The organism is Neisseria sp. P0004.S004, assembly GCF_051963335.1.
Taxonomy (GTDB): domain Bacteria; phylum Pseudomonadota; class Gammaproteobacteria; order Burkholderiales; family Neisseriaceae; genus Neisseria.
Genome location: NZ_JBQCUK010000002.1, coordinates 1 through 13456, shown reverse-complemented (window position 1 = coordinate 13456; position 13456 = coordinate 1). Strand labels below are relative to the sequence as shown.

Here is a 13456-nt window from a genome sequence, read left to right as displayed (position 1 = left end):
AAATTGCTAAAACAAAAAATCAAGCCTTGTTTAATTCCGCTAAAACCTGTAACCTGTATCAAAAATAAACAAGAGAGTTCATCATGTCCCAACACCACCCTACTGACGATATTAAAATTAAAGAAGTCAAAGAGTTATTACCTCCAATCGCGCATTTGTATGAGCTGCCTGTTACGCCTCAGGTTGCCAATTTGGTTTATAAAACACGTCATGAAATCTCGGATTTGGTTCACGGCCGCGACAACCGTTTGCTGGTCATCATCGGCCCATGCTCGATTCACGATACTAAGGCGGCGGTTGAATATGCGCAAAAATTGCTGCCCTTGCGCAAAAAATATGAGAAAGAGCTGCTGATTGTGATGCGCGTGTATTTTGAAAAACCGCGTACAACCGTTGGCTGGAAAGGCCTAATTAACGATCCGCACTTGGACGGTACGTTTGACATCAACTACGGCCTGCGCCAAGCGCGTCAGTTGTTGCTGACTTTGAACGAAATGGGCATGCCTGCTTCGACTGAATTCTTGGACATGATTACGCCGCAATACTACGCCGACCTGATTTCTTGGGGCGCGATTGGTGCGCGCACGACTGAAAGCCAAGTGCACCGCGAATTGGCCAGCGGCCTTTCCTGCCCTGTCGGTTTTAAAAACGGTACGGACGGCAACCTGAAAATCGCCATCGACGCCATCGGCGCGGCCAATCATCCGCACCACTTCCTGTCTGTAACCAAAGCCGGTCATTCTGCGATTGTCCACACCAGCGGCAACCCTGACTGCCATGCGATTTTGCGTGGCGGTAAAGAGCCTAATTACAGCGCGGAACACGTTAAAGACGCAGTTGCGCAGCTTCAAAAAGCCGGCGTGAGCAGCAAACTGATGGTGGACTGCAGCCATGCCAACAGCCGTAAAGACTTCCGCAAACAAATGGATGTGGCGCGCGATGTTGCGGCGCAGCTGAAAGCCGGTGAAAAACACATTATGGGCGTGATGGTGGAAAGCCACTTGGTTGAAGGCCGCCAAGACAAGCCTGAAGTTTACGGTCAAAGTATTACGGATGCCTGCATCGGTTGGGATACGACCGAAGAATTGCTGGCCCTGCTTGCCGAAGCGAAAGGTTACCAAGCGTAAGTGCGAAAACATTAAAAAGACCGGATATGTTCCGGTCTTTTTTGTGTCTGTCATTTTGATTTCTTCACTCGAGATACCGAGCAAATTTTAGCCAGGTTCAACATAAAAACAATATGTCAGAAAATATTCAGGCCGTCTGAAAAACCAATCATTCAGGTTTTCAGACAGCCTCTTCTACTTTTCTTTTCAATTAAAACGTGTGTTTAACCGTCGCAGTCACACTACGCGGCGTACCGTAAACGTGAATATCCGGCATGGTGCGGTAGCGTTTGTTGAACACGTTTTCAAAGTCCAAACCGATGCGGGTGGATTTGCCGATTTTGTAATGCGCGGTCAAATCCAGCGTGGCGTATGGGCGTTGGGTCAACGCGGCCGCGGCGGCTGGATTGATGTCTGCCGGGTATTCGTCCAGTGTGTGGCTGCGGCTTTGCCAGTTGACGTTGGCACCCAGATTCAAACGGTCGGTTACGTCATACGCGGTAAAGAGTTTGAACAAGTGAACCGGATAAGACGGATGCAGTTGAACCCCTTCGCTGTCTTTGATTTTGGAACGTGCATAAGATGCATTCAGCAGCCATTTGTCGCTCAGGCGGCCGCCGACAGAGAGTTCCACGCCTTTTGTCGTGGTGTTGTCGGCTGCACGGTAGTATTCCTCGCCATTTGCGAATTTGCCTGCGACAACGCCCAAATGGTCGCGTTTGTTCATAAAGACGGATGCTGAAGCATTCAGACGGCCTTCAAACCATGACGCTTTCAAACCGGTCTCGTAAGTTTTGCCGCGCTGCGGTTTGAGTGCTGCGCCGTCTTTGGTCAGGTAACGCACTTGCGGACGGAAGATGGTGGTGTAAGACGCATAGGCGGTCAGATTGTCTCCTATGTCGTAGGTTACTCCCAAATAAGGAATGAAAACGTTTTGTTTGTGGCTGCTGTGTGCGAATTTGTTGCGTTCAGTGCTGTAACGGTAACGCCAATCCACAAAACGGCTGCCGCCGATAAAGGCGAGCCTGTCGGTCAGTTTGAAACGGGTCGAGCCGTAAACCGACAGGTTTTTCATGCGTGAAAAACCATCGCGCAGATACGGCATATCGGGTTTGGCGATGTTGCCGTCAAATTTACGCAAATCGGGAATCATCGACTCGCCTTCTTCATAGAAAGACAGGTTTTCTTTGTTGTCCTGATAGCTGATGCCGACATTGAACTCGTGCGAGCGGCCCAGCGCTGGATAATCGCCGTCCAAGGCCAGCGCAAAATTCTGATCGCGGTATTTGCTGCGGTCGCGGTCGGATGTAAAGAGCGCGGAGTAGTCGGGTTTAATTACAAAAGTACCGGCAATGCCTGAAACGATGTCGTTTTTACCCGAAACATGGCTGTAATCACCAGTCAGTTTCCAGCCGTTGTCAAACTCATGGCTAAGGGAAGTGAATACTTCGGCACTGGTGTCTTTGCCGTATGCCCAGCGTGCGGAAGAATTGCTGCGTGGCGAAGATTCAAACGGTTTGAATCCGTCTTTGCGATTACCTGCTGCTGTCAGATAGCTGAAACGCGAGCTGCCGGTATTGCGGAAACGGTGTATTTCCGTACCGAGGCGCCATTGGGTTTGCGGCGTGAGATCGTAAGACAAAATGCCATAGAAAGTGTGATTATGGCGCGATGTGTTCGGCAGGTAATCGCCGCCGTGGTCGCTGACCAAAATAGCGCGGCCGCGCAAGGTATTGTCGGCATTCAGAGGATGATTGGCATCAAGGACGAAACGGTAGTGGTTCCACAAACCGACACCGGCTTCCACGCTGATGGCTGGCTTGGCTGTCGGTTTTTTGCGTTCCAAAGCAACCGTACCGCCCGGTTCACCCATACCGCCGTTGGACAAACCGCTTGCGCCGCGTACGACGACGACTTGTTCGTACAATGCGCTGTCCAGATTGTTGGTGCCGCGGCGGATGGCTTTGCTGTCGTAAAGGAATTTGGGCGCGCCGTCCACGGAAATGCTGTCAATCGCCTGACTGCGCGAAATAAATTGGCTGTGGCCGGAGACGTTGTTGCCCATTTTGCTGTGGAACACGCCCGGTGTTTGTTTCAATACGTCCTGCAAGGTATCCAAACCTTGGTCGTCCATTTGTTTTTCGGTAACGACGGACAAAGACTGCGGCGTTTCGCGCTGGGTCAGGCGGATGCCTGTCGCGGCGGAAGATACGGGAATAGTGTAGTTGGAAGTAGTCTGTTTTCCGACACCTTGGACGGTAACTGTCGGCAAATCGACACGTTCTTGCGGCTGGCTATTTTCTACTTCGGTTGCGAAAGAATACGCCGAACACAAAGCCAGACTGACGGCAAAGCTTAATTTGCCATAGGGAAATACGGGTAGTGACATAGCTTCTCCAGTTAGCTGATGTTTTAATTTGGTGGCAGATTCTATCAAAAAGATGTAGTCCGATGAAACTATGTTCTAATCACTATTTTATAAGTAGTTCGTTTAATTCAAAATATTTATTTTTAATCTAGTCCTAATTGACTAAAAAGGCCGTCTAAAAACCCGCATCATCAGGTTTTCAGACGGCCTTAATCTTTTTATTACAAGGTAATCAATCTGCCAATTTTCGTGCCAACTCTGCCAAACGTTTACCTTGTGCGAAGGCAATGTCGTTTTCTTCGGCGGTCAATGCCGGCTTGCTGTCATGGCCGGAAACATGGCTTGCGCCGTAAGGCGTGCCGCCGCTTTGGGTATTGCTGAGCGCGGACTCGGTATAGGGAATGCCGCTGATGACCATGCCGTGGTGCAACAGGGGCAGCATCATGGTCAGCAGGGTAGTTTCTTGGCCGCCGTGCAGCGAAGATGTGCTGGTGAATACGGTGGCAGGCTTGCCGACGAGTTCTGCGCCGAGCCAAAGGGGAATGGTGCCGTCGATAAAGTATTTCATCGCGGCGGCCATATTGCCGAAACGTGTCGGGCTGCCGAGCGCGAGGCCGGCGCAATTTTTGAGGTCGTAGGCAGTCGCGTAGGGCGCGCCTTCGTCGGGAACGGCTTTTTCAACGGCTTCGCAAACGGTGGAAACTTTGGGCACGGTACGCAATACGGCTTCGCAACCGTCCACGCTTTCGATGCCGCGTGCGATTTGGCGGGCAAGGTTGCGCGTGCTGCCGTTTTGGGAATAAAAGAGGACGAGGATTTTCAGGGGATTTGGGTTCATTTGGGGTTTCCGTTACAATGCTGTCAGGTTTCAGACGGCCTTTTGAATACTCGGGCCGTCTGAAAAGAAAAATTTCTATTCAAAAGTGGGAAAAGGTTATGCCGTTTTCGCAATGGTGGCAAGATTTTTTGAAAAGTAAGGGCGTGGCGTTTGCTTGGTTTGTCGTGCGCCGTTTTGATGATGAGCGTGTGCCGCAGGTGGCGGCAAGCATGACGTTTACGACGCTTTTGGCTTTGGTGCCCGTGTTGACGGTGATGGTCGTCATCGCTTCGGCCTTCCCCGTTTTCGACCAATGGTCGGGGGAATTTGTCTCTTTTATCAACCGCACCATTGTGCCGCAGGGCGCGGATATGGTGTTCGACTACATCAATGCGTTCCGCGATAAAGCCACCAAGCTGACGGCGATCGGCAGTGTGATGTTGGTCGTAACCTCGCTGATGCTGATTCGGACGATAGACAATGCGTTCAACCGGATTTGGCGCGTCAATTCGCAACGGCCCTGGATGATGCAGTTTTTGGTGTATTGGGCGTTGCTGACGTTTGGGCCTTTATCTTTGGGCGTGGGGCTGTCGGTCGTGATCGGTCAGGTGCAAGTGGTGGGCGGCTCGGAATGGCTGAGGGTTATCACTGCGGTTTCATTTATTACGGTACTGCTGTGGGGCTTGTACCGCTTTGTGCCCAACCGTTTCGTACCGGCCAGCCATGCTTTGGTCGGCGCGGCCGTAACGGCGTTTTGCTTGGAAACGGCACGCTTTTTGTTCGCTTGGTACATGGGCAACTTTGACGGCTACAAATCGATTTACGGCGCATTTGCCGCAGTACCGTTTTTCCTGTTGTGGCTCAACCTGTTGTGGACGCTGGTATTGGGCGGTGCGGTCTTGACCTCGTCCCTGTCCTACTGGCGCGGCGAAGCGTTCCGCCGCAGTTTGGATGCGCGCGGCCGCTTTGACGATGTATTGAAAATCCTACTGCTGCTCGATTCTGCCCAACAAAACGGCAAGGCGTTGCCGGTGCAGGAGTTCAGACGGCATATCAATATGGGCTTTGACGAATTGGGCGAGCTTTTGGAAAAACTGGCGCGACACGGTTATGTCTATTCCGGCCGCCAAGGCTGGGTCTTGAAAACAGGGGCGGAGTCCATCGACTTGGCGGAGCTGTTCAAACTCTTTGTCTACCGCCCGCAAACGCTCAACAAAGACAAGGTTAATCAAACGGTTGACCACATCATGCAGCCCTGCTTGGAAACCTTGAACATGACGCTTGCCGAGTTCGGCGCCCATACAAAAAAACAATCCTCTTAAACCTGACGCCGTCTGAAAGCAAAAATATCAAGTTTCAGACGGCCTTTGCTATAATCGGCACACTACTGAATACAATATTCAACCTACAAGGAAAAATAGATGAAAACACCAGCCCTACTCTCTCTGCTCGGTCTGATTCCATCTGCCGCCTTTGCCGCCCACGGCGTAGGCCTCGGCCAACCACCCAAATATCCGGCCAACTTCACTGCTTTCGAATACGTCAACCCCAACGCCCCCAAAGGCGGCACATTTACCACGCCTTTCCTCGGTGCTTTTGACACGCTCAACCCCTTTACCCTCAAAGGCAACCACGAATACGGCATCAGCATGCTGACGCTCGACACCCTGACCGAGCAAAGCATGGACGAACCTTACGCCGTTTACGGCCTGATTGCCGAAGACATCGCCCTGGCGCCGGACGGCCTTTCCGTTACCTTCAAAATCAACCCCAAAGCCAAATTCCACAACGGCGACCCCGTTTTGGCCAAAGACGTTGCCGCTTCATTTAACATCCTGACCAAAGACAAAGCCGCCGCCCCCATGTACCACTTCTACTGGAGCGACGTGGCCAAAGTAGAAACGCCCAACGATCGTACCGTCGTGTTCCGCTTCAAGCAGCGCAACTCAGAATTGCACATGATTCTCGGCAGCCTGCCCGTCTTCTCGCATAAAAGCTATCCCAAAGGCCTGGCCGCCGCGCCCAACAGCCTGCCGATCGGCTCCGGCCCCTACCGTTTTGCCAAAGCCGAAAACGGCCGCATCAGCGAATTTGTCCGCGACAAAAACTACTGGGCGCAAAATCTGCCCGTACGCAAAGGCCGCTATAACTACGACCACATCCGCATCAAATACGTCAAAGACGAAGTTGTCCGCATCGAAGGGTTAAAAGGCGGCCAATATGACTTCGTACAAGAAAACGTCGCCCGCAACTGGGCGCGCGCCTACTCCGACGAAGTCCTCAAAAAACGCAATCTGTCCAAACACGAATGGGTACAAAACAGCACAGCCGGTATGCAAGGCTTCGTCATCAATATGCGCCACAAGCCCTTGGACAATATTTACGTCCGCCGCGCCTTGATTGAAAGCTTCGACTACGAAAGCGTCAACAGCCGCATCTTCTACGGCGCATACCGCCGCACCGACAGCTTCTTCACCAACAGCACCATGGCCGCAACCGGCAAGCCTGACAGCGCAGAAACCGCATTGCTCAAATCATTGGGCGCCAAGCTGCCCGACGGCGTATTGGATCAAGACGTCCCTATGCCGCCGGTTACCGACCCCAAACTGGGCGTGCGTCCGAACCTGCTCAAAGCACGCGCCCTGCTTGAAAAAGGCGGCTATCAATACAAAAACGGCAAAGCAGTCGACAAACAAGGCAAACCGCTGACCTTTGAATTCCTCGCCCCAAGCAAAAACTACGAACGCATTACCGCCAAATGGCAGCGCGACCTTGCCAAAATTGGCATCACCATGAACGTGCGCACCGCCGATTCCGCCGTATATCAAAAACGCATGAACGACTTCGATTTTGACGTAACCACAGGCTACTACGGCAACAGCGAAAGTCCCGGCAACGAGCAATACGACTACTTCAGCTGCGCCGCCGCCAAAACCGAAGGCAGTCGCAACCTATCCGGCGTCTGTCATCCTGCGGTTGAAAAACTGCTGACCCATTTCAACAGCTTTACCAACCGCCAAGAGCTGCAAACCACTTCGCGTGCGCTCGACCGACTGATCCGCCACCAATACACCATTGTTCCAAACTGGTTCGCCGACCGCTACCGCGTCGTGTACCGTAACGATGTGGGCATTCCGTCCAAGCTGCCGAAATACTACGACCCCATCACCTTCGCCATGACCGCAGGTTGGAAGAAAAAGTAGTCGCATTTCGACAACACGTCCAAGCGTCTGACAAGCCCTTGGCGTGTTGTCCTAAGCATAGAATCATAAAACCTAGTTGTTTGTTTAAAAACAATCAATCGGCTGATTCCAAACAAACATAAAAGAAAAAACAACTTAAAGCCAAATCAAAGGCCGTCTGAAACATCCGTCAGCAAAATCATCTGCAACGGAACATTTCAGACGGCCTTTTCGTCTCTTTTCAATCCATTTTCGCAACCGAAGCAAACTATCGAAAATGAACAAAAAATTGCAAAACAATGCCCTCAAATTTTACAAAACCGTGTACACTACGAGATAAGAGTTTGAATTATAAGGTTAATCTTAATAAAAACTACAATCATCCAAATTTAACTCAAATCAAGCATTCATATAACAGACAATAAGGAACAATAATATGGAAATCAAGCGTCTCTCTACCATTCTCAAACTGATTGCCAACCCCGAACGTATGGCCATCCTTTTTCTGCTGCTTGACGGCGACCGCAGCATTACCGAACTGGTACAAGCGCTCGACTCCTCCCCGACCGGCATCGCCAACCACCTCGCACGCCTGCGCACCGAAGGCATCATCGATTTCACGCGCTACCACCGCATCATCGAATACCGCATCATCTCCGAAGAAGCCACCACCATCCTCAATACCCTGCGCACGCTCAAAGACCAAGCCGAATAAACAAATTATTCCACATCACAACATCAAGGCCGTCTGAAACATCAGCTTTCAGACGGCCTGCCACTTTCAGCCCATATCGAAAAATAAACCAATCCGCTATACAATACCGCCCATTCCCACAGGTGCAATCCACCGCCTTCCCACCCAACAACACACACGGAAACATCATGAAAATCGCCACTTGGAACGTCAATTCCCTCAACGTCCGCCTGCCCCAAGTACAAAACTGGCTGGCCGACCACCAAGCCGACATACTTGCCTTACAAGAACTCAAGCTCGACCAAGACAAATTTCCGGCCGCCGCCCTGCAAATGATGGGCTGGCATTGCGTCTGGAGCGGCCAAAAAACCTACAACGGCGTCGCCATCATCAGCCACCACGAACCGCAAGACGTACATTGCGGCCTGCCCGCCCTCCCTGACGACCCGCAACGCCGCGTCATCGCTGCCACCATCAACGGCGTGCGCGTCATCAACGTCTATTGCGTCAACGGCGAAGCCCTGGACAGCCCCAAATTCCAATACAAAGAACAATGGTTTGCCGCATTGACCGAGTTCGTCCGCGCCGAAATGGCCGCACACCCCAAGCTCGTCCTGCTCGGCGACTTCAACATCGCCCCGGCCGATGCCGACTGCTACGACCCCGAAAAATGGCACGAAAAAATCCATTGCTCCTCCATCGAAAGACAATGGTTTAAAACCCTGCTCGACCTCGGCCTGACCGATAGCCTGCGCAAAATCCACCCCGAAGGCGCGTTCTACACATGGTTCGACTACCGCGGCGCCATGTTCCAACGCAAACTCGGCCTGCGCATCGACCACATCCTCAGCAGCCCCGAACTCGCCGCCACCCTTACCGACGTCACCGTCGACCTAGAAACCCGCGCCCAAGAACGCCCCAGCGACCATGCGCCGGTAATCGCTGAATTTGACTGTTAGATTTTGAGTGAATAAACAATAAGGCCGTCTGAAAACTAGATTTCAGACGGCCTTTACACTAAGAGGTTTTCAGACAACGTTTGAGGTCTTCTGAAAGTTTGAAACAATGGTTTGAACACCAAAAAACGCGTGCGTGCGTACCGCACACACCCTACGCATGACCCACGCTACGCTTGCTGCTTTTTTGGTGAGTGCGTGGTAGTTAGGGGTGTTAAATCCAATGCAGCAGGCATGCACGTGGGTTTGAGGTGGTTGATTGGAAACCGCGTGCGTGGCAGAGCAACACGCACTACACAGGCTACGCTTGCTATTTGTTATCTAAAAAAGTCATCAGAAAATTCTCAAGTTCTTCTTCATATGCTAGATTTGGTTTTCGGACTGATGCTGGGTTAATTTTAATAATTGCCACAAGCCATTTAACCAGATCACAGAATGCAGCTTCTACTTTCTCTTTAGTTGGATTAGCATGTAATCCAGCATTAAACAAATCAACTAATCTGTCAGCCTCTTTCCCGAGAGTTTTTAAAGAAGACATATTATTTTTTTCACACTCAATAGTAATGTATGCCCAAATTCTATTTTTATATTGGGTTTTTCCAACTTTTCTATCTCTCCAGAGTTTCTCTTGAGCAGGAAACAGATAGTCTGCCAATTTTTCCAAAAATCTTCTACCTGATAATGCTGCTTGGGCTAAATCTTCATCAGTCTCTGCCCTTTCTAATGTTCTAGAAGCAGCTGCTAATACATCAAAAAGCTTAGGATGAAGCTCTTCTAGTGCATAGATAATATCCGATATGTCTTCATTTTTCAGATCAAGCATGTTTGTAAAAAATTCCTCAAATGACTCAATCCTTTTGAAATGATTCAACGTATCAAAGTTATCGAATATTGTTCTTCTTGCTCCTATACATTCATGCTTTACTTTAAAACCATGTTGCACGAGCAATTCATTTTCATAATTTTCTGGATCTTCATTAAAACCATAGAATATGGAAATAATCCCGTTCTCAATACGGAACAATTCAATCAAACTGTTTCTAAAAACCTGAAGATGGATATTATTTGAGAATTTAATATCCATAGCTCCCAAATAAGGATCAAAAATATTAAGTTTTTCATGAAGTGATTGAGCTGTTTTTATATCCATATTTTGAAACATCCAACAAAAAATTGTTGAAGTTAGAAATGAATTATAAAGTTTTTCTCTATGGACGAGATTTAGTGTGGTTGGTGTGTATATTTCTTTAAGTATTATTCTATAATCATTTATTCTCAGTGGCTTTTTACCATTGGGAATGATAACATCTCCAATAGATACGCGCATGCTACGTTTTGTGCTTTGTAATACATGAGTTTCTAAAATGGCTTTCATGATGGAAAAACCATAATAAGAACCCAAAGTTGGGTGATCTGAATTAAATAAAAAAACTACGTTCATATTAATCTAACCCTAAAAAGATTTTCTAAATACTACCAAATAGACTTTCCTTAATCCCCCTAATCCTATCCCTTAACACAGCCGCCTCTTCAAACTGCAAATCCCTAGCCGCCTGCTGCATGGCTTTTTCCAGTTTGGCAATTTCTTTAATCGCATCTTCTTCATTGTGAATCTCGCCGACTTTAACCTTATTTTTGCCTTTCAGACGACCTTTGCCGCTGTCTTCTTCGTGGTACACGCCGTCGATGATGTCTTTGACCTGTTTTTTAATCTGCTGCGGCACGATGCCATGTTCTTCGTTGAATTTAATCTGTTTTTCGCGGCGGCGTTCGGTTTCGTCGATGGCGGCTTTCATGGAGTCGGTGATTTTGTCGGCGTACAAAATCGCTACGCCATTCACGTTACGCGCGGCGCGGCCTATGGTTTGAATCAGGCTGCGGTGGGAGCGTAGGAAGCCTTCTTTGTCGGCATCGAGAATGGCGACGAGGGAGACTTCGGGGATGTCGAGGCCTTCGCGCAAGAGGTTGATGCCGACGAGTACGTCAAACAGTCCGAGTCGCAAATCTCTAATGATTTCAACGCGCTCGACGGTGTCGATGTCGCTGTGCAGGTAGCGTACTTTGATGCCGAGTTCGCTGTAATAGTCGGTGAGTTGCTCCGCCATGCGTTTGGTGAGGGTGGTAACGAGCACGCGTTCGCCTTTTTGGATGCGGTCGTTGATTTCGCTCATTAAGTCATCGACTTGGGTGGCGACGGGGCGGATGATGATTTGGGGATCGACCAGCCCTGTGGGGCGGACGACTTGTTCGACCACTTGCCCAGCGTGTTCTTCTTCGTATTTGGCGGGGGTGGCGGAAACGAAGACGGTTTGTGGCATGACTTTTTCAAATTCGTGGAATTTGAGCGGGCGGTTGTCGCGGGCGGAAGGCAGGCGGAAGCCGTAGTCGACGAGGTTTTGTTTGCGCGAGGCGTCGCCTTTGTACATGCCGCCGATTTGGGTGACGGTAACGTGGCTTTCGTCGATGAACATGATGGCGTTGTCGGGCAGGTAGTCCATCAGCGTGGGCGGCGGTTCGCCTTCTTTTTTGCCGGAGAAGTGGCGGGAGTAGTTTTCGATGCCTTTGCAGAAGCCCATTTCGTAGAGCATTTCGAGGTCGAAGCGGGTGCGTTGTTCGATGCGTTGTTGCTCGACGGGGCGTTGTTCGCGTGCGAAAAATTCGATGCGTTCGCGCAGCTCTTCTTTGATGGACTCGCAGGCGCGCAATACGGTGTCGCGCGGGGTAACGTAGTGGCTGGACGGGAAGACGGTGTAGCGGCCGACACGTTGGATAAGGCTGCCTGAAAGCGGGTCGAACATATCGAGGCGGTCGATTTCGTCATCGAACAGGCTGATGCGCAAGGCGTTTTCAGAGCTTTCGGCGGGGTACACGTCAATCACGTCGCCGCGCACGCGGAAGCTGCCGCGTTTGAAATCCAAATCGCCGCGTTCGTACTGCATGGAAACGAGCGTGGCGATGATGTCGCGTTGCTCGATAGTGTTGCCTTCTTTGACGGACAACACCATTTGTTGATACTCGGTCGGGTCGCCGATACCGTAAATGGCGGACACGGTGGCGACGATAATCACGTCGTCGCGCGTCATCAGGTTTTTGGTAGCGGAAAGGCGCATTTGCTCGATGTGTTCGTTGATCGCGCTGTCTTTTTCGATGAACAAATCGCGGCTGGGCACATAGGCTTCGGGCTGGTAATAGTCATAATAAGACACGAAATATTCCACCGCGTTTTCGGGGAAAAATTCGCGCATTTCGGCGTAGAGCTGGGCGGCAAGGGTTTTGTTGTGCGCCATGATGATGGCGGGGCGGCCGCTTTGAGCAATGACGTTCGCCATGGTGTAGGTTTTGCCCGAACCGGTTACGCCGAGCAGGGTTTGATAAGCCAGGCCGTCTGAAAGCCCTTCGAGCAGGCCGGCAATGGCGGTAGGCTGGTCGCCTGCGGGCGGGAAGGGTTGGTGGAGTTTGAAGGGGGAATTTGGGTATTGGATGACTTCCATATTGCCGCCTGTTTTCGGTTCGGGGAAAGAGAGGATTATAACAAAGGGCCGTCTGAAAATTGATAGTGCGCCAATCTGATAAGACTAAATATTTCATCTCCTCTCTTTGCTACTTGAGGTTTATTCTGTTGAATCTCTCCTCTTCATTCCCCTACCCCATAAAAGGCCGACACTCCGCATCATTACCCCTAAATATCTCCTCGCCGTCCGCACAGCTACCCTTCCCCTTCATCTTCCCACACACCACCGCCGTCAGCGACTCGTTCAAACGTAATACCCTCGGCTCCGCTTCCCTATCCAGCGCCACCGCCTTCAAGGTAAACTTACCCTCCAGAATCCCCTTAGCCTGACCGCTCATCCTGATACAGAAACCACCCGCCTCCTTCACCGGCAATTCCGGCCACTTCGTCGACGTCAGCTTAAAGCTGCCCTTTTTCGTGTAGAACTGCTCCATAAAGCGCGCATTTTCCAGCAGCGCGGCATGCGCCGCACGCAGGTTGGCCGAACGGACCGATTCCCGATAGGCCGTAAAGGCCGCCGTCGCCAAGATCGAAACCAGCAGCATTACCACCAACAGCTGTACCAAAGAATACCCCCTCTGCACAGTTGCCTCATTCTGTTTTCCGTCAAATGCTTTTAAGTACATATCATTATTCCCTTTATCTTTTATATCCCCTATCCGACAAGAGGCTATCCGTTTGTCCCTTAACCCAATGTAAAGTCTCCACTGGTTCAAGTTTTATTCCCGCCCCCAAACAAAGCCGCCCCGTGGCCCAACCGGCAAACGGTTCGGCCGCAGGGCGGCATACAGGCAGAGTCCGGCTTATTTTTTCACGGCAGGC

At 50.6% G+C, this 13456-nt stretch carries 10 protein-coding genes; 5 read left to right on the top strand and 5 right to left on the bottom strand.

The annotated features are described in order from the left end of the window. The first annotated feature begins 83 nt into the window (after positions 1–83). On the top strand, positions 84–1127 hold the full coding sequence (aroG, locus tag ACTHRY_RS01470) for a 3-deoxy-7-phosphoheptulonate synthase AroG (protein WP_049322939.1): 1044 nt from the start codon (positions 84–86) through the stop codon (positions 1125–1127). Between the two features lie 190 nt (positions 1128–1317). On the opposite strand, the gene ACTHRY_RS01465 is transcribed toward aroG, so the two are convergent. Together ACTHRY_RS01465 and wrbA are read right to left on the bottom strand one after the other, a co-directional pair. Further along, a complete protein-coding gene (locus ACTHRY_RS01465) occupies positions 1318–3495 on the bottom strand; it encodes a TonB-dependent siderophore receptor (protein ID WP_049322938.1) in 2178 nt (725 codons plus the stop codon). Between the two features lie 211 nt (positions 3496–3706). Beyond that, a complete protein-coding gene (gene wrbA, locus ACTHRY_RS01460) occupies positions 3707–4312 on the bottom strand; it encodes an NAD(P)H:quinone oxidoreductase (RefSeq protein ID WP_049322937.1) in 606 nt (201 codons plus the stop codon). Positions 4313–4410: 98 nt separating this feature from the next. Here wrbA and ACTHRY_RS01455 point away from each other — a divergent pair, with 98 nt between their 5' ends. From ACTHRY_RS01455 to xth, 4 genes are all read left to right on the top strand, one after another. Next, complete coding sequence (locus ACTHRY_RS01455; RefSeq protein ID WP_049322936.1) at positions 4411–5613, top strand: YihY family inner membrane protein; 1203 nt, start codon at positions 4411–4413, stop codon at positions 5611–5613. Positions 5614–5712: 99 nt separating this feature from the next. Next, positions 5713–7494: an extracellular solute-binding protein gene (locus ACTHRY_RS01450; protein WP_049322935.1), complete on the top strand. Its 1782-nt coding sequence runs from the start codon at positions 5713–5715 to the stop codon at positions 7492–7494. A 415-nt stretch (positions 7495–7909) separates the two neighbouring features. Further along, complete coding sequence (locus ACTHRY_RS01445; RefSeq protein WP_049322934.1) at positions 7910–8188, top strand: ArsR/SmtB family transcription factor; 279 nt, start codon at positions 7910–7912, stop codon at positions 8186–8188. Between the two features lie 167 nt (positions 8189–8355). Next, complete coding sequence (gene xth / locus ACTHRY_RS01440; RefSeq protein WP_049322933.1) at positions 8356–9126, top strand: exodeoxyribonuclease III; 771 nt, start codon at positions 8356–8358, stop codon at positions 9124–9126. Between the two features lie 307 nt (positions 9127–9433). Here the strand turns inward: xth and ACTHRY_RS01435 are convergent, their stop codons facing one another. The 3 genes from ACTHRY_RS01435 to ACTHRY_RS01425 all read right to left on the bottom strand — a co-directional run bounded on the left by ACTHRY_RS01435 (position 9434) and on the right by ACTHRY_RS01425 (position 13260). Continuing rightward, a complete protein-coding gene (locus tag ACTHRY_RS01435; protein WP_141759983.1) occupies positions 9434–10564 on the bottom strand; it encodes a hypothetical protein in 1131 nt (376 codons plus the stop codon). 25 nt (positions 10565–10589) lie between these two features. Then, positions 10590–12614, bottom strand: coding sequence for an excinuclease ABC subunit UvrB (gene uvrB, locus ACTHRY_RS01430; protein WP_049322931.1), 2025 nt, complete (start codon positions 12612–12614; stop codon positions 10590–10592). A gap of 151 nt (positions 12615–12765) precedes the next feature. Continuing rightward, positions 12766–13260, bottom strand: coding sequence for a type IV pilin protein (locus tag ACTHRY_RS01425; RefSeq protein ID WP_199900477.1), 495 nt, complete (start codon positions 13258–13260; stop codon positions 12766–12768). Positions 13261–13456: the final 196 nt, after the last annotated feature.

Coding starts and splice junctions, on each gene's coding strand:
- aroG (WP_049322939.1), top strand. CDS start 84: ATGTCCCAACACCACCCTACTGACGATATTAAAATTAAAGAAGTCAAA.
- ACTHRY_RS01465 (WP_049322938.1), bottom strand. CDS start 3,495: ATGTCACTACCCGTATTTCCCTATGGCAAATTAAGCTTTGCCGTCAGT.
- wrbA (WP_049322937.1), bottom strand. CDS start 4,312: ATGAACCCAAATCCCCTGAAAATCCTCGTCCTCTTTTATTCCCAAAAC.
- ACTHRY_RS01455 (WP_049322936.1), top strand. CDS start 4,411: ATGCCGTTTTCGCAATGGTGGCAAGATTTTTTGAAAAGTAAGGGCGTG.
- ACTHRY_RS01450 (WP_049322935.1), top strand. CDS start 5,713: ATGAAAACACCAGCCCTACTCTCTCTGCTCGGTCTGATTCCATCTGCC.
- ACTHRY_RS01445 (WP_049322934.1), top strand. CDS start 7,910: ATGGAAATCAAGCGTCTCTCTACCATTCTCAAACTGATTGCCAACCCC.
- xth (WP_049322933.1), top strand. CDS start 8,356: ATGAAAATCGCCACTTGGAACGTCAATTCCCTCAACGTCCGCCTGCCC.
- ACTHRY_RS01435 (WP_141759983.1), bottom strand. CDS start 10,564: ATGAACGTAGTTTTTTTATTTAATTCAGATCACCCAACTTTGGGTTCT.
- uvrB (WP_049322931.1), bottom strand. CDS start 12,614: ATGGAAGTCATCCAATACCCAAATTCCCCCTTCAAACTCCACCAACCC.
- ACTHRY_RS01425 (WP_199900477.1), bottom strand. CDS start 13,260: ATGTACTTAAAAGCATTTGACGGAAAACAGAATGAGGCAACTGTGCAG.